The organism is Infirmifilum sp. NZ (genome assembly GCF_022693705.1).
GTDB lineage: Archaea > Thermoproteota > Thermoprotei > Thermofilales > Thermofilaceae > Thermofilum.
Map to the genome: position 1 here is coordinate 701021 of NZ_CP094288.1, position 21378 is coordinate 722398.

Annotated in this window: 22 protein-coding genes; 14 read left to right on the forward strand and 8 right to left on the reverse strand. The window is 53.7% G+C overall.

All coding sequences use genetic code 11. The annotated features are described in order from the left end of the window. The first annotated feature begins 51 nt into the window (after positions 1-51). From MOV14_RS03735 to MOV14_RS03745, 3 genes are all read left to right on the forward strand, one after another. Positions 52-696, forward strand: coding sequence for an MBL fold metallo-hydrolase (locus MOV14_RS03735; RefSeq protein WP_318537895.1), 645 nt, complete (start codon positions 52-54; stop codon positions 694-696). 257 nt (positions 697-953) lie between these two features. Then, positions 954-2009: a phosphoadenosine phosphosulfate reductase domain-containing protein gene (locus MOV14_RS03740; protein ID WP_318537896.1), complete on the forward strand. Its 1056-nt coding sequence runs from the start codon at positions 954-956 to the stop codon at positions 2007-2009. A gap of 1 nt (position 2010) precedes the next feature. Continuing rightward, the gene (locus tag MOV14_RS03745; protein WP_318537897.1) at positions 2011-2646 is read left to right on the forward strand and encodes a restriction endonuclease; all 636 of its coding nucleotides are present in this window, start codon (positions 2011-2013) and stop codon (positions 2644-2646) included. On the opposite strand, the gene MOV14_RS03750 is transcribed toward MOV14_RS03745, so the two are convergent. Together MOV14_RS03750 and MOV14_RS03755 are read right to left on the reverse strand one after the other, a co-directional pair. Beyond that, entirely contained in the window at positions 2629-3048 is a 420-nt protein-coding gene (locus MOV14_RS03750) for an Lrp/AsnC family transcriptional regulator (RefSeq protein WP_318537898.1), read from the reverse strand. The two genes, MOV14_RS03745 and MOV14_RS03750, sit on opposite strands and share 18 nt — an antisense overlap. Positions 3049-3117: 69 nt before the next feature. Continuing rightward, on the reverse strand, positions 3118-3687 hold the full coding sequence (locus MOV14_RS03755; RefSeq protein WP_318537899.1) for an HD domain-containing protein: 570 nt from the start codon (positions 3685-3687) through the stop codon (positions 3118-3120). Between the two features lie 85 nt (positions 3688-3772). On the opposite strand from MOV14_RS03755, the gene MOV14_RS03760 reads away from it, so the two are divergent. Together MOV14_RS03760 and MOV14_RS03765 are read left to right on the forward strand one after the other, a co-directional pair. Further along, positions 3773-4654, forward strand: coding sequence for an ArsA family ATPase (locus MOV14_RS03760; RefSeq protein WP_318537900.1), 882 nt, complete (start codon positions 3773-3775; stop codon positions 4652-4654). Positions 4655-4738: 84 nt separating this feature from the next. Beyond that, positions 4739-7423: a cation-translocating P-type ATPase gene (locus MOV14_RS03765; protein WP_318537901.1), complete on the forward strand. Its 2685-nt coding sequence runs from the start codon at positions 4739-4741 to the stop codon at positions 7421-7423. On the opposite strand, the gene MOV14_RS03770 is transcribed toward MOV14_RS03765, so the two are convergent. After that, a complete protein-coding gene (locus MOV14_RS03770) occupies positions 7424-7777 on the reverse strand; it encodes a MarR family transcriptional regulator (protein ID WP_318537902.1) in 354 nt (117 codons plus the stop codon). Between the two features lie 177 nt (positions 7778-7954). On the opposite strand from MOV14_RS03770, the gene fbp reads away from it, so the two are divergent. Beyond that, positions 7955-9058: a fructose-1,6-bisphosphate aldolase/phosphatase gene (gene fbp / locus MOV14_RS03775; protein WP_318537903.1), complete on the forward strand. Its 1104-nt coding sequence runs from the start codon at positions 7955-7957 to the stop codon at positions 9056-9058. Between the two features lie 5 nt (positions 9059-9063). On the opposite strand, the gene MOV14_RS03780 is transcribed toward fbp, so the two are convergent. Further along, entirely contained in the window at positions 9064-10335 is a 1272-nt protein-coding gene (locus MOV14_RS03780; RefSeq protein WP_318537904.1) for a Clp1/GlmU family protein, read from the reverse strand. A gap of 48 nt (positions 10336-10383) precedes the next feature. Between MOV14_RS03780 and MOV14_RS03785 the strand changes: the two genes are divergently transcribed. Beyond that, the gene (locus MOV14_RS03785) at positions 10384-10947 is read left to right on the forward strand and encodes an ADP-ribose-binding protein (RefSeq protein ID WP_442786683.1); all 564 of its coding nucleotides are present in this window, start codon (positions 10384-10386) and stop codon (positions 10945-10947) included. On the opposite strand, the gene MOV14_RS03790 is transcribed toward MOV14_RS03785, so the two are convergent. Then, the gene (locus tag MOV14_RS03790) at positions 10929-11354 is read right to left on the reverse strand and encodes a phosphate-starvation-inducible PsiE family protein (RefSeq protein ID WP_318537906.1); all 426 of its coding nucleotides are present in this window, start codon (positions 11352-11354) and stop codon (positions 10929-10931) included. The genes MOV14_RS03785 and MOV14_RS03790 overlap by 19 nt on opposite strands. A gap of 70 nt (positions 11355-11424) precedes the next feature. On the opposite strand from MOV14_RS03790, the gene mobA reads away from it, so the two are divergent. Beyond that, a complete protein-coding gene (gene mobA / locus MOV14_RS03795; protein ID WP_318537907.1) occupies positions 11425-12051 on the forward strand; it encodes a molybdenum cofactor guanylyltransferase in 627 nt (208 codons plus the stop codon). On the opposite strand, the gene MOV14_RS03800 is transcribed toward mobA, so the two are convergent. After that, the gene (locus tag MOV14_RS03800; protein ID WP_318537908.1) at positions 12022-12429 is read right to left on the reverse strand and encodes a Mov34/MPN/PAD-1 family protein; all 408 of its coding nucleotides are present in this window, start codon (positions 12427-12429) and stop codon (positions 12022-12024) included. The two genes, mobA and MOV14_RS03800, sit on opposite strands and share 30 nt — an antisense overlap. A gap of 499 nt (positions 12430-12928) precedes the next feature. On the opposite strand from MOV14_RS03800, the gene MOV14_RS03805 reads away from it, so the two are divergent. The 6 genes from MOV14_RS03805 to MOV14_RS03830 all read left to right on the forward strand — a co-directional run bounded on the left by MOV14_RS03805 (position 12929) and on the right by MOV14_RS03830 (position 18578). Next, the gene (locus MOV14_RS03805; RefSeq protein WP_442786684.1) at positions 12929-14779 is read left to right on the forward strand and encodes an aldehyde ferredoxin oxidoreductase family protein; all 1851 of its coding nucleotides are present in this window, start codon (positions 12929-12931) and stop codon (positions 14777-14779) included. A gap of 38 nt (positions 14780-14817) precedes the next feature. Next, complete coding sequence (locus MOV14_RS03810) at positions 14818-15090, forward strand: MoaD family protein (RefSeq protein ID WP_318537910.1); 273 nt, start codon at positions 14818-14820, stop codon at positions 15088-15090. Between the two features lies 1 nt (position 15091). Then, the gene (locus tag MOV14_RS03815; protein ID WP_318537911.1) at positions 15092-15433 is read left to right on the forward strand and encodes a winged helix-turn-helix domain-containing protein; all 342 of its coding nucleotides are present in this window, start codon (positions 15092-15094) and stop codon (positions 15431-15433) included. Positions 15434-15536: 103 nt separating this feature from the next. Beyond that, positions 15537-16496, forward strand: a complete 960-nt coding sequence (gene arcC, locus MOV14_RS03820; RefSeq protein WP_318537912.1) for a carbamate kinase — start codon at positions 15537-15539, stop codon at positions 16494-16496. Further along, positions 16483-17490, forward strand: a complete 1008-nt coding sequence (locus MOV14_RS03825) for a transglutaminase-like domain-containing protein (RefSeq protein ID WP_318537913.1) — start codon at positions 16483-16485, stop codon at positions 17488-17490. Before arcC ends, MOV14_RS03825 begins: the two co-directional genes overlap by 14 nt. Continuing rightward, positions 17487-18578 carry a hypothetical protein gene (locus MOV14_RS03830; protein ID WP_318537914.1) on the forward strand — a complete coding sequence of 364 codons (1092 nt, stop codon included), beginning with the start codon at positions 17487-17489 and terminating at the stop codon, positions 18576-18578. Before MOV14_RS03825 ends, MOV14_RS03830 begins: the two co-directional genes overlap by 4 nt. Here MOV14_RS03830 and MOV14_RS03835 read toward each other — a convergent pair. Then, positions 18540-19871 carry a TldD/PmbA family protein gene (locus tag MOV14_RS03835; RefSeq protein ID WP_318537915.1) on the reverse strand — a complete coding sequence of 444 codons (1332 nt, stop codon included), beginning with the start codon at positions 19869-19871 and terminating at the stop codon, positions 18540-18542. The two genes, MOV14_RS03830 and MOV14_RS03835, sit on opposite strands and share 39 nt — an antisense overlap. Further along, positions 19871-21316, reverse strand: a complete 1446-nt coding sequence (locus MOV14_RS03840) for a TldD/PmbA family protein (protein ID WP_318538126.1) — start codon at positions 21314-21316, stop codon at positions 19871-19873. Before MOV14_RS03840 ends, MOV14_RS03835 begins: the two co-directional genes overlap by 1 nt. Between the last annotated feature and the right edge of the window lie 62 nt (positions 21317-21378).

Here is a 21378-nt window from a genome sequence, read left to right on the forward strand (position 1 = left end):
GGTGTAAAGGCTCAGGAAAGCCTTATATTGGTTGTCGGGACAGATAACGTGATGGGTTCGTTAACATTCCAAGGGCTTCTCGTAGAGCACTTAAAGCACGCCACCTTCAGGCTTTCAGCAGGCGGTGTGACGATCTACATTGATCCCTTCGAGGTCGAGGGCGCTCCAAGGGACGGCGACATCGTGATATGCACTCACGATCACTATGACCACTGCAGCCCTGACGATGTTCTAAAGGTGGCGAAAAAAGACGCTGTCGTAATTGCCAGCGTGAACTGTAAGGGGAAGGTTGAGAAACTGGGTCTCCGTTATCACCTCGTCGAGCCCGGGAGCAGAGTTGAGGTGAAGGGGGTTACCGTAGAGGCTGTTCACGCATATAACGTCAATAAGAGATTTCACCCGCGCGAGTACAAGGGTGTCGGCGTCATAGTCACTATCGGTGGTGTTAGAGTGTACCACGCCGGAGACACCGACCACATTCCGGAGATGAAGGAGCTTAAAGGGAGGGTGGACGTTGCGTTACTACCGGTTAGCGGGACTTATGTCATGACCGCTGAGGAGGCCGTTAGGGCGGCGCTGGATATCCAGCCTAAGCTAGCTATCCCGATGCACTACGGGGCAATCGTCGGCTCAGCAAGTGACGCTGAGCGCTTCAAGAAAGAATTAGAGGGCAAAGTCCAAGTAGTAATCATTTAAACCAAACTAATTTAGGCATTGTTTTTCCTTAATCATTTCTCAGTTTTACAGTATTACTGGAAAGATCCGGCGCCTCGTAGGCTGAGTTCCTTAAGCGCATCAATGGGCCTGAATTGCGCGACATGCGATGTGACTGCTAAGGTAGCTCACAGACGTCGCTATAATGCTCGTGACCCCTCTCTCAACCCTGCTGGAGGCGAAAAAGTCAGCGGAAAACTAAATGAACTATTGCTACGAGGAGAATTCTCGATGGGCTCATGATGGAGGCATATCCAGTGCTTGTAGACGGGAAAGTGGAGGGGTTTGTAAGGACTTTCGGCGACTACGTCGAGGTTACACGCGGAAACGTCCAGGAGCACTACCTGTGGTTAGGAGAGAGAGGTTTCGGGTTGAAAACGGAAAGCGAGCTGTTCAGAATTCTCTACGAGAACCCTATCGTGCCGTCTCTAGAGCCTCGAGAGGGGTTGCTTGAAGAGCGTGTAGCTCAGGCTGCGACGGCTCTCAGGGAGACACTTGACGGTAAGCTTGTGATGGCTGATCTAAGTGGGGGGAAGGACAGCACAGCTCAGCTACTCATCTTGTCGAGGCTCCGCGAGCACATAGACTTCAAACTCCTGGCTGTGTACGTCCACGTCCCCTACCTCGAACCCCTTGAAAACATTGACATAGCCGAGAGGATCGCTAACAAGCTGGGAGTAGAGTTCCTATACGTGGAGGCGGACAGGAGGATGATGCAGTTCTATCTCATGCGCGAGGGGCTACCTAGGCGTGGCGTAAGGTGGTGCACCTACCTCAAGACGAGGGCTCTGAGGGAGGCGCGGAAGGCCCTGGGCGCCGACTTTGAGGCTAAAGGGGACCGCATGCTTGAAAGCGGTAAAAGGATGAGCAGGCTCAAAGGCTTAGCTACAAAAAGTAGTTTTGTGCAAGGTCGCACGTTAAACCTGGTTTACGACTTTACAGCATTAGATGCAGCGAGGATTGTTGCGGAGCACCACTTGGTGCATCCCCACTACCTTCTCGGAATACCTAGGGTCTCGTGCCGCTTCTGCCCCTACCGTAGCCTCTACGAGCTTAAGGCCGCTGAAGCTCGGGAGGTCGAGGACCTCGGCTTGCTCGAGCACTCGGCGATGCTCATGTACAGGAGGCACTACTCTAGCGTGGCTACGTGGGACTTGTTCTGGGAGCTAGCGCTGTGGCGGTATCAGCCCACCCTCGCTAGGTTGAGGTTGAAGGAGCTCTCCAACGTAGACTTCGCGAAAACGCTTACTTTAGGCGACGTTAAGGCTATGTTTAGAAGCCTTTGGGTGAGGTAAAGTGGGTTCCCGTAGGGGGTTCTGGACCGAGACTCTGGCTTTCCATATTCTTGAGAGCCTCGGCTTCGAGATCGTTTCGTACAGGCACAGGGTTGTCAGAGAAGGGGTTGAGGTAGCTGAGGTCGACGCTATTGCGCGCAAAGGTGGGGAACTTTACGCAGTCGAGGTTAAGTCGGGGAGGGTTTCAACGACCGATGTGAGGCAGGCGCTTGCTAATGCTCAGCTCATTGGGGCCAAGCCTCTGATCGTCGCTAGGGGGTTCGCTGATAAGCCGGCTGAAGTGTACGCGCGCGAACTCGGAGTAGAGGTCGTGCTACTGCCGGATTACTTCCACTTCGTGTCTACGGAGGAGTTGGAGCGGCTTGTTGAGAGCGCACTTGTCGAGGCGCTGTCTAGACTACTTAATGTGAGTGTCGATGGGCTGAGCGAGGAGGAGCTGAAGGCGATCAAGGTGATAGCAGTGAGTCGCGATGCTAGCGAGGCGTCTACGAGGCTCGGCCTGGATGGCAAGGGCTTTTCCCAGCTGATCTCCTCTCTCAGGGAGAAGGGGGTCGTCTCGGAGAGCGGGTCATTCGAAAAGCTCAGGCTGCAGGCGCGCGTGTTCTTGCTGCTGAGGAAGCTACTTGATCCTCTCTAGGACTATAGCTGGGCAGACCTTTTTAACTCCCTCCATCCTGCCGATCTCCTCAATTATCTTCATTAGATCTTGGCCTGTTTTAGCCCAAACCTCGGTCATTATCATGTGATCTCCCGTTGTGACGAAAACAGACACTGTGAACTCGCGCTTTGAGAGCTCGTGTGCCACAGAGAGAACTTTATCTGGGTCTGTGTCCACGCCCACAAGGGCTACACCGTTGTACCCTATCTTCTTCGGCTCAACGACGATGGTGTACTTCTTGATCACGCCTTCTCTTTCCAGCTTCTGTATCCTCTTCTTGACCGCTACATCGGTCACTCCTACAGCCTTAGCTATCTCGGTGAGCGGTGTGCGCGCGTTGTCCATCAGCATCCTGAGTATGACAGCGTCCTTATCATCCATAGCTACGAATAGGGATGCGCCGCGTTGATATAAGGTTTTTGAAAAGTTTGAACCTTTTAATTTCAAAGTTCAGCTTTTAGAGTCACGGAGGAGTGCTCTCTCGATGTCGCTGAGCATTTGCACAGCTACAGTCTCGAAGCACGTACCCCTTGCGAGATCGATCGCTTTTCGTCGGGAAGTCTCAGCTATTTCCAGAGCTTTATTGTAGCCCGATCTTATGTACCTCAATGCCTGCAGGTAGGTGGACAGACTGTCAGCTATCCTCGCGGCTTTTGACTCGGGCGTAGCCCCCTCCTCCCACTCTTTTAGCAACTCTCGAAGATTCGGCTCCATTTCAAGCTCGCTGATAGCCTTTTCCTCCAGACTGTTCTTCAGGTCTCCCAGCTGAAGGCTCGTGTACCTTGGGATGTCGCCCAGAACTCCTTCCAGCAAGTCGTGAACGAGCCCGAGCATCCCGGCCTTGTACGGGTTCAACGGGCACTCCTCGGGATTTACTCTCGAGGCGATAAGGTAAGCGATTAACCCGGTTTCCCAGGAGTGCTGCGAGACCGTCTCAGCTATAGCTGTAGGAATCCCTCTCATCATCCATCCTTGCCGCGCCAGCCATTTCGAGGATTCCAAGAGGTCCCACAGGTTCACAGGAGCTGTCTTAAAGCCCGTGTAATAAGGTTAGTGTTTTCCTAAAAAGAATATATTTAGCCTTGAACACGAAGCTACTGTGCCCGTGCTTATCAGCTTTTGGGGTAAGGGTGGGGTTGGAAAAACAACGCTCTCATCGGCGCTGGCTGTTAAGCTAGCAGAGAGAGGTTACAGGGTTTACCTGATTTCAACGGATTTTGTCCCCTCTCTGCACGATGTTTTGGGCGTAGAGTTCTCCGATGAGCCCAGGGAGGTTTGCAACGGGGTTGTCGCGGAGCAGCTTACCGAGGAGAAGATCGTACAGCTGTGGAAGGAGAGGTTCGGAGAAGAGGTTTACAGGGTAGCATCCAGCATATTCCCGGTGGGTAGGGAGATCATCGACTACGTGGCTGGAGCTCCGGGCATCGTGGAGGAGTTCACTCTTTACTATGTTTGGGATAAGTTCCACAGGATAAACGCTGACTTCATGGTCTGGGACACCATGGCTACGGGCGGGGGTATAAGGATGCTCCGCATCGAGAAGGAGTTCTACGAGCACCTGGGTGATGCCGCGAAGCTCTACCTAAAGCTTAAAGGGGTTATCGATAAGGTTAGAACTGGAGGCGCCGAGCCGCTCGAGCTTATTGAATCCTGGAGGAGGCTGGCGAGCAACATTCTGGAGTTTCTCAAATCCGAGCAACACAGAGCCGTGATCGTGTCCAGGCCTCTACCTGTGGATTTCTCCGTCACGCGCAGAGTCTATGCTGAGCTCTCAGATGCGGGTATACCTGTGAAGGCGGTAATAGTGAACATGGTAGGAGGTACAGTGACCGAGGACACAGTGCTGGACGCGTTTAATCGCGAATTCCACGGAAAAGCCCCGTTACTTCTCGTGCCCAGCGTTTCCCCGCCTCCCTGTGGGTGCGAGAGGCTTAAATCCATCATTGAGAGCGAGCAGGTGGAGAGGCTCCTTAGGAGGCTCCTCTGACCTCCTGGCTACGCCCCGGCACTTTCATCGCCTTTATTAAGTTAAGTTTTTAGAGCTCGGCGTTCTCACGGCTATCGTTCGAAGATGAGTGAGAGCACTCCTTGGCACGCTCTCAGCCAGGAGGAAGTCTTCGAGAGGCTGCGCACAACTCCTCTAGGGCTGAGCGAGGATGAGGCCCGTAGACGTCTTAAAGTTTGGGGGCCGAACAGGATTGAGGAGGAGAAGAGGATTAGCCCCTTGAGGCTTTTCCTGAACCAGTTCCTGAACCCTCTGACCGGTTTGCTTCTTTTCGCAACAGCCCTTTCAGTTGCGATAGGCGAGACTCTCGACGCCTTGGTCATAGTTGTTCTCGTTTTGGCGGGTGCAGTCCTAGGCTTTTACCAGGAGTACAGGGCTGAGCGGGCCCTTGAAGCCCTCAAAAAAATGGCGTCGCCTCTCGCAACAGTCATAAGGGAAGGTGAGGTGAAGACCGTTCGCTCGGAGGAAGTTGTACCTGGGGACGTGCTCGTGCTAAACGCTGGCGATAGAGTCGCGGCAGACGCTAGAGTTTTCGAGGCAGTAAACCTCCGGGTTGACGAGTCCATGCTTACTGGAGAGTCTACCCCTGTGGACAAGATCGCTGAGACCCTAGAAGCTGACGCGCCTTTAGCGGAAAGAGTGAACATGGTTTTCGCGGGTACTGTGGTAGTGTACGGGAAGGGGAAAGCCGTCGTCGTGGCAACGGGGAAAAACACCGAGCTTGGGAAAATCGCTGAGTCACTACAGGAGGTTAAAACCGAGAAAACCCCCCTCGAGAGGCAGCTCGACGCGCTCGGGAGGAATCTCCTGGTTCTCATGCTAGTCGTGGCTTCCGTGGTTTCGATTGTAGGCATGTTCTTCTGGGGGCTCCATCCTCTGGAGCTGCTACTTTGGGCTGTGAGTCTAGCTGTTGCGGCTGTACCGGAGGCTCTTCCAGTCGTGGTAACGGGCTCGCTCGCCATCGGTGTTTACAAGATGGCGAAGAGGAACGCCATCGTTAAGAGGCTTCCGGCTGTCGAGACGCTGGGCTCGACAACTTACATTTGCAGCGATAAGACGGGGACCATGACTAAGGGTGAGATGACGGCGGTGAAGATCTGGGTTTACGACGTCACGTTTGAGGTTACAGGTACGGGCTACGACCCGAGAGGAGAAATACTGCTCGGAGGCTCCCGCGTTGAGGCTTCTCGAATTCAACCGCTGTACATGCTGCTTTTAAACGCGTACAATAACAACGACTCTCAGCTATCTAATTCGGATGGGAAGTGGATCGTCAGAGGTGATACGACGGAGGGTGCTCTCAAGGTTCTCGCGGTGAAAGCCGGAGTAACTTTATCCTTGGAGAGGGTAGGCGAGGTTCCCTTCTCCTCCGAGAGAAAGAGGATGAGCACGCTTCATGTGCACCAGAGTGGGAAGGTGATGTTCGTGAAGGGTGCTCCTGAAGTTCTGCTACCTTTATCGTCAAAGATCCTCACGTTTAACGGTGAGGCTGTTGAACTGACAGACGAGGTTAGAAGGAGGGTCCTCGAGGTCAACGATGAGTTCGCCAGAGAGGGGTTGAGAAACATCGCTTTTGCGGTTAAGTTCTTCGATCATGAAAAGGAAACTGTATCTGAGGATGACGAGAAAGATCTAGTTTTCCTTGGCCTAGTAGCCCTGATAGACCCCCCTCGCCCAGAGGTTAAAAGCGCGTTGGAAACGTGTAAGAGAGCAGGGATTAAGGTCTCGATGATAACAGGCGATCACAAGCTCACGGCTTTATCCGTAGCGAAGCAACTCGGTATGCTCGAGGAGGGAGACATCGTGATCACTGGTGCCGAGCTAGAGAAGATGAGCGAGGAAGAGCTTACCGAGAAAGTTGAGAGAATCCGGGTCTATGCACGCGTGTCCCCCGAACACAAGCTTCGCATAGTTAAAGCACTAAAAAAGAGGGGGCATGTGGTGGCTATGACCGGAGATGGAGTAAACGACGCGCCGGCTCTCAAGGCTGCGGATGTCGGCGTGGCGATGGGTATTACAGGTACTGAGGTGGCCAAAGAGGCCGCTTCCATGGTGTTAGCCGACGACAACTTCGCGACGATAGTTGAAGCAGTAAAGCTTGGTCGTGAAATATTCGAAAACATCAGAAAGTACCTTGTTTACCTGCTGTCGGCTAACATCACGGAGCTTCTAGTCCCACTCTTCGCCACCTTCATGGGCCTCCCAATACCGTTCACGGCGACGCAGATACTTTGGGTTAACCTCGTCACAGACGGGGCGCCAGCGATCGCGCTAAGCCTTGAGCCCGGCGAGCCTGACCTTCTCGAGCGAGAGCCGCGAAAGCCCAACTCGCCTATATTCTCGAGAGGGGAGACGCTGGCATTCCTAGTAATAACGCCGCTCGTTTTCACGCTCAGCCTAGCCTTTCTGTTCAAGCTTCTCCTGGGAAACGGTGTCTCCGTAGTGGAGGCTAGGACTACGCTCTTCACGTCCATGGTGCTCGGCGAGCTTGTCCTAGCTTATCTGTTCAGGTCTCTCAGAAGCCCGATCTACAAGCTCTCGCCCCTGCGCAACAAGCCCCTCCTCTTGACGCTGGTTCTATCCTTCATCGTACAATTGCTGATCTTAAGTATTCCTCCAGTGCAGGTCGCACTCGACATAACACAGATCTCTCTTGAAGATTTCGAGAAAGCCGTAGCTGTGATAGCTACGCTAGCGGTGACCACCGAGGTGGCCAAAGTTACCTTATCGCACCTAGAGGAAAGAAGGTAGTCACACTCGAGGCCTCACGATAATTCTCTCCACGTAGCCGCGCGACCTAAGCTTCTCCACGATAAGCCTACCTGTTCCCACGGGGATATTCAGGGCGGTGCAGATTTCTTGAAGTGTGCGCCTGCCATCGCACATCGCAAGGAACATCCACTCCAGCGTCTCCAAGCCCTTGGGCTCAGGCGCCCTGCTGGACGGTACAGGTATCTCAAGCAGGGAGTTCAGGACAGGCCGCTCTGAAGAGCTTGACCACTCGATCCGAACGACCCTACCCTCGGAATTCACGAAAACTACAACCTGGTGGTCATCGTGGGGGATGACGATCGCTGCAATCTTCAGAGGGTTCCTGTTGGCCACGAGACTACCTCTTCGTCCACCTTAACGTCGAAGCTTCTTGAACACTTAGGGCAAGTAACTTCAGGCACACGTAGAGCTCTCAGGAGAGCAATAAAAGCTTATTCGATTAAACGTTTTTGAGCTTACGCAAAATTACTAAGTCATAATTATAAGTTAGGATGACGCAATGAAAACACGATGAAGGTAACAGTATCGCTTATTAAGGCTGACATTGGCGGGGTTGCCGGACACGTTATAGTTCATCCAAAGCACGAAGAGCTTGCGCGAAAAAAGCTTCAGGAGGCTAAGGAGACAGGCTTAATAATCGACTACTATGTGTACCACGTCGGGGATGACCTTCAGCTGCTGATGACGCACCTCAGAGGAGAGAACAGCCCCGAGATACACAAGCTCGCCTGGGACATATTCGTCGAGGCGACTGAGAAGGTCAGCAAGGTTTACAAGCTCTACGGCGCAGGGCAGGACCTCCTGAGCGAGTCTTTCTCTGGAAACGTAAGAGGGCTGGGGCCAGGAGTCGCTGAGATGGAGTTTGAGGAGAGGAAGAGCGAGCCGATCCTTGTCTTTTCAGCTGATAAGACGGAGCCTGGTGCTTGGAACTTTAAGCTGTACAAGATATTCGCGGATCCCTTTAACACGGCAGGTCTAGTCATCGACCCGCTGATGCACGAAGGGTTTACCTTCGAGGTCTTGGACCTTATAGAGGGTAAAGCCGTGAAGCTGAGGGCTCCTGAGGAGATCTACGACCTCCTGGGTCTCATAGGGACAACAGGCAGGTATGTGATCAGGAAGGTTTGGAGAAGAGTGGATAATGAGGTTGCGGCTTCAGCCTCGGTGACCAGGCTCTCACTAATAGCTGGGAGGTACGTCGGTAAGGACGATCCCGTCTTGATAATCAGGGCGCAGCACGGTTTTCCGGCTACAGGGGAGGTTCTGGAGGCGTTTGCCTTCCCGCACCTGGTTTCCGGCTGGATGCGAGGCTCCCACACGGGGCCACTAATGCCTGTGAGCCTCCGCGACGCGAAGTGCACGCGCTTCGACGGCCCGCCCAGGGTTGTAGGTCTAGGATTTCAGCTACATGATGGTTTGCTGGAGGGCCCCGTCGACCTGTTCGACGACCCTGCTTTCGACTACACCAGAAGGATCGCGGAGGAAGTCGCTGACTACATGAGGAGGCACGGTCCATTCATGCCTCACAGGCTCGGCCCCGAGGAGATGGAGTACACCACTCTCCCGCAGATTCTATCCAAGCTGAAGGATAGATTTGAGAAGGTTGAGGCGTAAATACGTTAAATAGACCATTTTTCTAACCCTGCCTCTTCCTCAAACGTGTTAGGGTTCACCTTCTGGACTCCCAGCAGCCAAAGCTTCTCGGCGGGATTGTCGACCGGAGTCAGGACCTGGATCCTGCCTTCACGGGGATTAACCCCGGTTATGACGCCTATGCCCTCGCAGTACTTTTCCCGGCTCATGAAGCCTACAACGCTGTGCATTAGCTCGTAGCCGCTTAGCACTTTGACGTGCCTTACGCCGTACACGCTCTTTGCTAGCTCGATAGCTTGTGGAGGGGGCTGGGGTTGAGCGATAACCCCAATGTGATCGTCCGACTTCTCAGCATAAAGCACGTTGACTCCTAAAATCGCCTGAAGCCTTGAAACTTCTTCCGCAGCCAGGGGGGTGCCTGTGAAGAAGAACGTGTAAGCTATGTCTATGCTGGCGAAGTCCACGCTTTTCACGGAAGCTGATGCGAGGTACCTCGAGAACACCCACCTTCTGTACTCTCTCCTGTCCCCCTTACTCCTCTCGAAGACGTAATGAGGCTTGGGAACTCTAGTGAGCCTAAACATCTTCCTCAGGGGGCGCTCCAGCTGGACTAGGGTGCTGGATCCACCCACGAGCACAACGAGGTCAGGTTCTACGGCGAGGGTTTTAATGAACTTTAGGTCTCTACCCTCGCTTTCGGTAACCCAGCCCGTGGTGTCTATTATCGTGATATCGGCCAGCTTCTCAGCCTTACGCAGAAGGGCAACTACACCACCTATGCTCCTGTGGAGTAGCCCCGAGGGAGTGTTAGAGCCTATGAAGAAGGAGTCATAAACCTCGACGTTCACGAGGGAGTAGACGGGCTTCGCGGTTACGCCAAGCCCAATAGCCCCTGGAGGCCCTATGCTTTTCTGCCCCACATCCGCGTCGATAACAGCCACTCTTCGCCCTCTCCCCGTGAGAGAGTTGACAAGCAACGTGGCGAGAGAGGTTTTCCCGCTGTCCACATCCCCTATAATGATGACGCGCCTGAACTCGCCCTGGCTTAGAGCCTCTGCGAGCCTGTACCACTCGGCCGGTATCGTGTCCCCTTCAAACAGGGAGAAGCTACCCTTATCGACCTCCAGTCTAGAGTCGCCTGTAGCGTACAGGGGTAACGACCTGGTGGGCTCCGCAAAGGCCTCGCTCCCGGCGCTGAGAGTCGCTCCGAAGACCATTACAGAGCCTTCGAGGATTCTGACCTTCGAGGGGCCATGGGCTACCAGCGTGTACCCTTTAGGTAGACTTATCTCAGGCATGCCTCCAGCGATTTCCTTATAACACCTCGAAGGGGTTTTAAAGTTACTATGCGTGCGTGCTTCAAGGTGCAGGGAGTTTCAGTTGAGCTCATCGAAGGCGACATAACGGAGCTAGAGGCCGACGCTATAGTTAACGCCGCTAACAGCTACCTTAAACACGGAGGCGGTGTTGCGCTAGCGATTGTTAAGAAGGGGGGTTACACTATACAGCGGGAAAGCGATGAGTATGTCTCGAGACATGGACCCGTGCCCGAGGGCCAGGTGGCTGTCACTGGAGCTGGTAAACTCAAGGCGAAGTACGTAATCCACGCGGTGGGTCCAAAGTATGGGGATCCTCTGGGAGACCAGAAGCTCCTGAATGCTTTCACGAACTCGCTTCTCAAAGCAGAGGAGCTGGGGCTGAAGAGCATAGCCTTCCCGGCTATCTCCACCGGGGTGTACGGCTACCCCTACGAGAAGTGCGCGGAGATAGCCGCCAGGGCTGTCCTAGAGACGGCCGGCAGGCTGAAAAGCGTGAGCAGGATTGTGTTCTGCCTTTACGGGAGAGAAGCGTACAGCGCCTTCGCGACTGTGTTCAGTGAATTGCTGAGGGATTATACTTCATCCTGCTGATCTGCCAGGCGAGTCTTGCGGGATATGATCCACGACGCGAAGAGTGCTACGAACACAACGATGTAAAGGATAAGGCGTATGTCTGAAACCTCCTTCAGCTCCATAGTTATTATCTCTCGAATTATGAAGATAAGGGCCGCTTCGAGGACGACGATCACCGAGATCCTCTTCTCGACAATGCCTCCCACTAGGGTTCGCATAAGATCCACCGCCACTATCATAAGGAGTGACTCGTCGAGAAAGGTTACGAAGTGCTGTCTGTCGAAGGTTGCCTCGGCAGCCAGCTTAAACGCTTCTCCTCCGAGCTTCCACAGAGACAGCACGACGGCTATGGCGAGCAGGAACGCTATCAGGGCTTCAAGCAGAGTAATTAGGCCTCCCGCGACCCTCTCTACGTAACGCTCCACGCCTCGAAACGACAACCTGACACGTAAAAACATTTTTCATAATTAATCACGTCAACACAGGGTGCTCTGGTTGAACCTAGTAGTGCTGGCCGGAGGTGCTGGTCGAAGGCTAGGCGGGGTTTACAAGCCCCTTCTGGAGCTGTGCGGCAAGCCGATGATCCTCAGGATACTGGAGGCCATGTCAGGGTACTTCGACAAGGTAACCGTTATAGTGCATGACGCCGAGCAGATCGAAGCAGTCTCCAAGATAGCTACCGGTTTAGGGTTGCGAGTGGATGTAGTAAGGGATATCCTGGAGGTGGCCTCGCCGCTGAGCGGCCTGTACACGGCCTCGCTGACCGTTAAAGAAGGGATTTTTGCAGTGATCCCCGCTGACACACCTTTCATCAGAGGAAAGACGATGAAAGCACTCCACCAGCTTCTCGACGACGAAAACGATGCCGTTGTACCGAGGTGGCCCAACGGGTACGTTGAGCCCCTTATCGCCGTCTACAGGAGAGAGGCTGTGAGGCGAGCCCTCAGCAACGCCGCGCTCAGCAGTCTGAGGGTCTCGTGGCTTCTCGAAAACATAAGGACAAAGTACGTGAGCGTGGAGGAAATATCCGAGAACCCGCGACTGGAGTTCTTCAACGTGAACACTCGCGATGATTTAGAGGTTGTGCAAAGGCTATGTCACGAAAACTGTCAATTCGCGTAGCTCTGACTCGTAGACCCAGGCCCTGACACCACTTTTAGACAATATAACCCAGACCTCACCGGGGCACTCCATCATCCTCCTCAGGTCTAGGGGTGAAGGTGTCGATTGAGAATCCTTGTGAATGTGGAGGAGGCCGATGTACTCTAGCCCGTTGGATGTGGCCCTGCGCACGGCTTCAACCCAGTCTCCAAAGTCCACTCGGAAAGTCCCCTGGGTATAGGCTCCTCTAAGCTTGTACGCTTCCAAAACGTGGTACACGTCTTCGATTCTCGTACCAGAAAGTGCTGCGACGCACTCGCTTGGACACTCGCGCCAGAGCGATTCTAAGGCGGAGTTAGGTATAACGATCTTCCTGACACCAAGGCTTTCTACGATCAAGCTTGGGCAAACATCCACAAGCCTATACGTAGTTGCTACACATTTTTGTTTTCCCCTAACCCCCTACTTCGCCTTAACACTTCCGCTTCTCGTAAAGTTGCTAGATAGCGAGAGAGGCTCCAAGGGGTGCCTGCACTGCTACGTAATACACTGCTAGGTCAATTGAAATGCCCATACCCTGGCGCATGCACCCTAATCTAACCAGGAAGTTAACGAGAAGGTCTTAGTCAGCTTGCAAACCGCAGACCTGGTTCAACCAGACTCAGAACGTCGACATACTCGAGAAAAAGGCTGTCGGATCGCTCAAGGGGGATCCTTGCATAACGAAAGCCTGCACAGGACATTATGAAAGCCGCGAGGAAGCCAGATCAGTGAGAGGTGGACGTGCCAAGCGTGAGCTATCATGACTGTGTATTTTTATTAAAAATTTCGCGATATTTTTATCCGGAAATATCGTAAAACTTTTCTACTAGAAAGCAAGAATAGTGATTGACCGCCGATGAAAGGCGGATACATGGGTAAAATTCTCTTTGTGAACCTGACTGACAAGACGATAAGGACCGAGCCCATTGATCCGCAAGTTGCTGAGAAGTACATCGGAGGAAAAGGATACGCCTTGTACCTACTGTATTACAGGTATTTGAAGGAGTACATGAAGAAGGGAATATCTCCTAAGGACATCAACGCGCTCGGCCCTGAAAACGTCCTAATCTTCGGGACCGGGCCGCTAACCGGAGTTGCAGGCGTTCCTTCACCGGGAAGGCACCACGTCATGACACTGAGGTCTCCCCTGACGGGCTCAGTGGGCAGCGCGAACAGCGGCGGAGAGTTCGGAGCCTACATGAAGTTCGCTGGCTACGACATGATAGTCGTTGAGGGAGCATCAGAGAAGCCGGTATACCTCGAGGTCGTGAACGGCCATGCAGAGATTAAAGACGCCTCGGACCTCTGGGGTCGGAACGTCTTCGACACAACCAGGGTGCTGAAGGGAAGGGTCAAGGCTAAGAACGTAAGCGTAGCCTGCATCGGCCCAGCCGGTGAAAACCTGGTACTGTTTGCCAGCATTATGAACGACGAGCACAGAGCGGCAGGGCGCACAGGAGTAGGTGCAGTCATGGGCAGCAAGAAGCTGAAGGCTGTCGTCGTTGGCGGCGACGAGAAGCCTCAGGTAGCTAAGCCTGACGAGTTCCGCGAGCTGTCCAGGAGCCTCATCGAGAGGATCAAGAAGAACCCTGTAACCGGCGAAGGATTGCCTAAATACGGCACAGCTGTACTCGTAAACATAATAAACCAGGCCGGCATGCTACCCTACAAGAACTGGCAGTTCGGCTACAACCCGGAGGCAGACAAGATCAGCGGCGAAACCCTCGAGAAGACCTACCTGATAGCCAGGCGCCCCTGCTGGGGCTGCCAGATCGGTTGCGGTCGTGTAGTCAAAGTTCCCTATGGTCCATACCAAATCCTTTACAGCGAAGGACCGGAGTACGAGTCAATATGGGCCCTTGGTAATTCGACCGGCGTGATGGACCTTGCCGCGATAATAAAGGCTAACCACCTCTGCGACGAGCTCGGCATGGATCCGATCTCGCTCGGCTCCACGATTGCGGCAGCCATGGAGCTCTACGAGAAGGGCTACATTCCAGAGGAGGACCTTCAGGGCCTGGACATGAGATTCGGTAACGCTGCAGCACTGGTTGAGGCGACATGGAGAACTGCGTACAAAGCGGGTTTCGGTGCCAAGCTCGCACTCGGCAGCAGGAGACTTGCCGAAATGTACGGTGCACCGGAGCTCTCGATGAGCGTGAAGGGCCTAGAGATGCCGGCATACGACCCGCGTGGCGCCAAGGGTATCGGCCTGAACTACGCTACAGCCAACAGGGGAGGCTGCCACGTCACGGGCTATACAATATCGCCCGAGATTCTTGGTCTTCCGCAGAAGATCGACCCGCGGACACCTGAGGGGAAGGCCCAGTGGGTGAAGGTGTTCCAGGACCTCACCAGCGTAGTCAACTCCGCTGTAAACTGCCTGTTCACCACGTTCGAGATCGGCGCCAAGGACTACGCGGACCTATTCAACACAGTTGCCGGCTTTAACTTCACGGCAGATGATGTCATGAAGATCGGTGAGAGGATATACAACCTTGAGCGCTACATGATGTCGCTCTACGGGTTCTCGGCCAAGGACGACACTCTACCGAGGAGGCTGACGCACGAGCCGATGCCGGAGGGCCCGGCGAAGGGCCAGGTTGTCGAGCTCGACAAGATGCTCAAAGAGTACTACCAGCTCCGCGGCTGGGTCGACGGAGTTCCCACGAAGGAGAAGCTGAAGGAGCTGGGCATCGAGCTTTAAACCGAAAAGGTTTTCTTTGCCTTCTCTTTTAGTTTTCCGTGGCTAAAGTTAAGATATTGTTGTTTGCTACCTTACGTGATAAGTACGGTGTTAAAGAGGTTGAGGTTGAGACAAGCGGCAACTTCAGGGAGGCTATCGAGAACGCCGCCAGGGTGCTCGGCAAGGAGTTCGTTAGAGAGGTCTTCGAGGACGGTAGCTACAGAAGCGACAGGCTAATCCTTGTGAACGGCAGGCACATACAGTTCATCGGTGAGGTAAGCCTGAAAGATGGTGACGTGATAGCTATCTTTCCACCAATAGCCGGTGGATGATTTGGTTAAGATATCAGCGAGGACTAAACTCTGGCTTACTGCTAACGGGAAGCCTCTCATAGGAGAGGGTGGATACCTACTTCTCAAGAAGATTGAAGAAAAAGGCTCTCTGGTCAAGGCAGCTGAGGAGCTGGGAGTTTCCTACAGCTTCGCATGGAGGTACCTGCAACGCGTTGAAAAGCTTCTGGGAAAGAAGGTGGTTGAATCGCATAGGGGTGGCGGGGAGAGAGGAAGTACGTCGCTAACTCCGGAGGGGCGTCTCCTTATACAGCTGTACGAGCAGGCTCGAAAGCTGGTTGAGAGAAGCATTGAGGAGTTCGTGAAGGGGGCTCCAGAACTTTAACTGTTTTCCGGGGAGGTAGTGCGAAAGGTTTTTCTTTTCTTCGTTTTCTCCGCTTAAATTTATTCTGAGTGTTCTTTATATTTAGCTTCGTTAGGAACCTTATGTGAAGAAGACTATCGTTGTAGCGCTTGGCGGGAATGCTCTCATCCGTAAGGGCCAGGCTGGAACATTTGAGGAGCAGGTTGAAAACCTTTCACGCGTCGCACCGGCTCTGGCGCGTCTAGCAGAAGATTACAGGGTCGTGCTCACGCACGGGAATGGGCCTCAGGTTGGTAACTTGTACCTTCAGCAGGAGTGTGCTGCGCAGGTCCCCCCAATGCCGCTACACGCCTGTGTTGCCATGACCCAGAGCCTTATCGGGTACATGATCCAGACAGCCTTCGAGAGATGCTGCCCTGAAGTCAGGGTTAACGTGGTTCCGACAAGGGTTCTCGTGGATCCCGGTGACCCCGCTTTCCTCAACCCGTCTAAGCCTATTGGGCCGTATTACCCTGAGAGCGAGGTGGAGAGGCTCAGGCAAAGGGGGTGGAGTTTGATATTCGTTCAGGGGAAGGGGTGGAGGCGCGTTGTCCCGTCCCCGAGGCCTAGAGAGATAATTGAGCTCGAGCAGATAAGGGCTTCTATTGAGAGATTTGAGGTTACGGTTGCCGTGGGGGGCGGGGGCGTGCCTGTTGTTCGAGGAAACCAAGGGCTTGAGGGCGTTGACGCTGTGATCGACAAAGACCTCGCTTCGTCACTATTGGCGATATCACTGGACGCGGACGCCTTTGTCATTCTAACGGATGTCGAAGGTGTTTACCGCGATTTCGGTACGCCGAGCCAGGCTGTTATTCGGGAGATGTGCTGCGAGGAGGCTGAGGAGCTACTAGAGAGAGGTTACTTCCCAAAAGGGAGCATGGGTCCTAAGGTGGAGGCGTCGGTGCTCTACGCCAGCGTAACAGGTAGAGAGGCACGTATAGGTAGCCTTGATAGGCTTCCCGAGGTTATTGAGGGGAAATCCGGAACAGTCGTGAAGAGGTGTGCTTATAAACCAGGTAGAAAGGTTACTGATGATGGGTCATAGTAGCTATAGGTTGGTTCTCGCGTGTATTGTTCTAGCGGTGGTTTTTCTCCCCCTGTCTCCTCTCACAACTTCTTCCTCAGGTTTTAAGCTCGGGTCTCAGGTAACTTACACAATCGTCGGACGTTTCCTCCTAGTGAATAACAACAACGTCACGGTTAATGACTACATATACATTTCACTCCCCCAGAACACGAGCTTCCAGCAAAGCTACGTGGTAAAGATAGAGCCCAGGCCTATCAGGCTCCTGCAGGACGAGGATGGCAACGTGTTCGCAGTGGCTGCTGTGACGGCTAGGCCAAACGAGAGGGTCTGGGTTAACGTGACATACAGAGTTATCGTTACGCCATACGAGATCGACAGGGCGCAGAGCCGGGGGGTATGGCCCCAGGGAGAGCTAGTAAGGCAGTACACAAGGTCTACCATGTACTGGGATATATACAACGCAACCCTGGTAAAAATCGCCTATGATACCGCCTACCGGGACGCTCCGCTAGAGGTAGTTGATAGGCTTGCGAGCTGGGTCGTTGGCAGAGTTAGGTACACCGTGAACCTGGGGCGTAGCGGGAGCAACCACGCTCTAGTGTATACCGGTAGGGGCTACGCTATTCAGGGGGACTGCGTTGAAGTCTCGGATGTTTTCATAACCATGGCACGCTCGCTGGGAATTCCCGCCAGAGCCGCCTACGGCTTCCTGCTGACAAGCTACAAGGAGCACATGTGGCTTAACATGAGCACCGTTGAGGAGGAGGGCGAGGCGATCCTGAGCCACTGGGGCGGGCACATGTGGCCTCAGGTTTACATAGACCCGTACGGGTGGATCGACGTGGACATGCTGGATGGAATGTCACCTAATGTTGGGCGGTTCAGCGCAAGGCACGTGGTTTTCGGCTTCGAAGAAACCAAGTACTATGGATCGTCGTTGACGAGCAGCTGCATTCCCAGCTACATGACCTTGAGCTACATCGAGTACTGGTTCGACGGTGAGCTCTCATGAGGAGGAGCTTGCTGATCATCTTGCTGGGACTCCTCACGCTGCATGCCACAGAATCAAGATCACAGCCGTCGTACTGGATCGCTCTCAACTTCAGGGTGACTTTCAACGCTGACGGAACGGCTACTGTTGACGCTAAGTTGCACCCCTTTACGGTCGACGGTAAGAGCCTGTTCGAGAACAAAGAGGTTGAGGTAGCTATGAGGAACCAAACCTCTCAGACGCTAAGCTACATACTCCTGATGTTCTCCGACAACCCTAGGCTACTCAACTTCCAGGTTTTGACGCAGATGGATAAAAGGTACGGTGAATCGGTGCTCTGCGACGCGGCGGGTACAGGCAAGATGACGGAGTTCCGAGGCGCCTACGTTTTGTCAGTAAAGGTGTTTTTGAACACCAGCAACTACGTAAGAAAGATAAACGACTCGGTGTTTGAAGTCAAGCTTCGCGACAGCTTCACGAGCACTGATCCACGGAGCTGGATAGATGTTTTAGAGATAGTGTTCAACGGCACCACTCTTGAGAACTTCGCATGGGAGCCCTTCTTCGCCCACGGCCCCTCTGCTAAAGGGCAGGGCAGACTTATGTGGATCAACTTCAACGAGCAGGAGGCCCCTGACATATACAGTTTCATCCTCGTGATCCCCGGGTTAAAACACGTTGGCGAGCCCCCCGAAGTTACCGCCGCGATAACGGATGCAGTCCTAGAGGGCGGTACACTGCGTTTGAAGATAAAGAATACTGGAGGTAGCAGCGGCTACGTCTACGTTTACGTTAAAGGAGGTTCGGAGCAGGTTAGGAAGATTTACCTTTTTTCCAGGGAAGAGAAGGAGGTTGCCTTCCCCTACGTGGACTCGAAGAACGTTGTAGTCCAGCTTTTCTCCGGGGACAGGCTTTTGGACGAAAGAAGCGTTGCTGCTCTCGAGGGTGCTCCAACTCCAGCGTTGAAGCGTACGAGCGTGTACGTCACTATTCTGGTGATCATCGCCATTTTCGTAGCTACAGTATTCGCTCTAGTAGCCATCAGAGGGAGTAGAAAGAAAAGCTTAGGCTTAAGCGGTGTGCTTGGAGGTTCCCAGATCTCTTACTAGAATGTAAGGTGTTCTAGTAGGTGTCTCGACTTCCCACCAGTACATGTCGTAGGGCGTGTCGCCAACAGCAACTATGTTCTGAAGCATCCTCGGGAACGAGTCGGCTATTCTGAGCTTCCTAGCCGCGCCGACAATGTCGCCGTCTTTCACGATGAATATCGCATCCCTGGTTATGGTAGAGAAGATGCCCTCAACGTAATTTTGAAGCCTGGTGTACCAGTTGTTGGTGACTATAAGGCCGTTTTTCATCTCGCTCAAGAGCTCTTCGAACTTGTAGTCCCCAGGCCTCACGTTGAGAGCCCATAATCGCGGAAACACGAGGCCAGCGTTTCCGGTTGTCTTAGCGCCGAACTTCGAGGCAGTCTTGGTGTTGTGAAGAAGTGTTTTGAGCACACCCTTCTCTATTATCGGCTTATTGTAGGTTGGAATCCCCTCGTCGTCGAACGAGGTGGAGCCTGGTAGCTCCGCAAGGTGGGGGGCGTCCTCGATGGTTAACGCTTCGGAGGCAACCCTATCTCCAGGCTGATTGTTCATGAATATCGAGCTACCCATCAGCACGCTGTGGGCGAGCGCCATGTCGGCGATGTAGTTGAAGAGGTTCCCAGCAACCATTGGTGAAAGCAGGATGTTGTACCTCCCAGGCTGCACTTCCTCCTGCACCCTGGAGCGGAAGGCGAAGTCTGCCGCGGTTTCCGCCACCTCCTCGACTCTCCTCATATCCAGCCTCCTAGTGCCTAACGACCACTGTCCCGACCCCTCACCGGCGAACGCGCGGATGTACATCTTAAGGTATGTGGACTCCTCCTGCATCTCCGCACCCTTGCTCGTCACCAGGGCTTTCCTGTCGTGCGAGATCTGGAGCATTCCGGCGAAGTAGTCTATTCTATAGCGGTTTGCGGCTTCAACTATAGCCTCAGAAATGCCGGATGGGTCGCGGATTGATTCGATGAGCTTCTTGTCTACTAGCCCCTGAAGCACCGCTGACTTCCCTGGCTCGGGGAGAGGAGCGTAGAGCATACTTGGAGGAAGCCTATGATGCATCGCATAGAGTTTTTCAAGGATCCTGTACGCGTCTTCCAGCGAGCTTACAGGCGCGCTAGTCCCGAGTATCCTTTGGCCCTTCGTAACGTAGACACCAACCTCGATAGTTGACCAGTTTTGTACGACGCTGGGTTCGCTGTTAGCAAACTTTACCATAACGCTCTCGGTTGCGGTTACCCCGACTGCAACCTCGTCGAAGCCAATCTCGAGGGCTTTCTCTTTAACCTTAGTACCCACTTCTAACAGGTCCATCACGCTATCACCCGCAACAAAATGTTTCTCACCCTAACGTTTGGACCCCCGAACCACACAGGTACCCCCTGCATTGGTTCGCCTTTCCCGCAGGTGCCGGCATAAAACTCCAGGTTCTTGTCCGCGGCATCCACGCTGCTGTAGAATGTCTTTGTCGTGAGCTCCAGGACGGGATTTTTCACTAGGTTCTTCAACTCCCCGTTCTCAATCAGGTATGCCTCCAGGCCACCGTACCTTTGGCTCCACCGCTCGTCGTCGATGTTCCACTCCATGTAACTCTTAATGTACACGCCAAACTTCACGTCCTCTAGGAGTTCCTCGAACGTGTAGTCGCCGGGCTTAAAGTAGGTGTTCGCCATCCTGATTATGGGCTCGGACTCGTGGCTCATGGCCCTGGCGGCCGCGTTGCTGTTAACCCCGAAGAGCTTTGCTGTCCAGCGGTTGTGCAGGAACTCGTTTATCTTGCCCTCCTTGTAGAGAAACCTTGGACGGGCAGGGACCCCTTCGTCGTCGTAAAGGTAAAAGCCGTTGCTTCCCGGAATTGTGGGGTCGTCTATCACAGTTGCATACTCGCTTCCTATTTTTTCGCCCAACATGTCAGGTTTTATGAAGCTCTTTCCAGCCTGCGCGGCTTCGCGCCCGAGTATCCTGTCTGCTTCGCTGGGATGCCCACAGCTCTCGTGGACCATAAGCCCGACGATCTCGCTACCCACTATTACGTCAACAGGTCTGTCCGTTGGGGGAGACCTTGCCTCTAGAATTATTTTCTCAAACTTCCGCACATCTTCCGGGAGATAACCGATCACATTCCACTTCTCGAGGAGCTCGTACCCGCCCGACGCGCCATGTGAGAAGAAGCGCTGGATGGTCCCCTGAGAAGGCAAGGTCACGACGACGTTGTAGCCTAAAGAGAGCCGAGGTATCCTGCTCTTGATGTAGGCACCGTCAGTGTTCGCGACCACCTTCTCTTCCACGCTTTCCCCGATCCAGGATGTTAGCGTGGCGACGCGCGCGGTAGAAACAGAGGAGCTGACGTTTTTCCACAAGTCAAAGAGGTAGGATACCTTCTCCTCTACACTAACGTTCGTGAAGGGTTTAACCTCATTCACTTCATATGTGGCTCTTCCTAGCCTCTCCTGGGAAAACTCAATGGGCTTCTTTACGAGCTTGCTGTGAGCCTGCGCCTTTCTGAAAGCGTCTTCAACAGTCTTCCTCACACTTTCCTCTGTGAGAATAGTGGTTGAAGCAAAGCCAAGCGCCCCGTTGGCGATAACTCTGACTGCTATGCCCTCCGAGACAGAAGACTCCGTCCCGATGACCTCTCCGTTCCTGGAAAAGAGGCTACTCCTGCTATGCCTGTGGTACCTAGCTTCGACGTATCGAGCCCCGAGGCTCGAGCCTACATCGAGCGCCTTCAGAACGAGATCCTCGTGGTTCCAAGGCATCTTGGTCACAAATACACAGGCTTAGCTACATAAATTTTTAACTAGATATCTTGTGAAAGTGA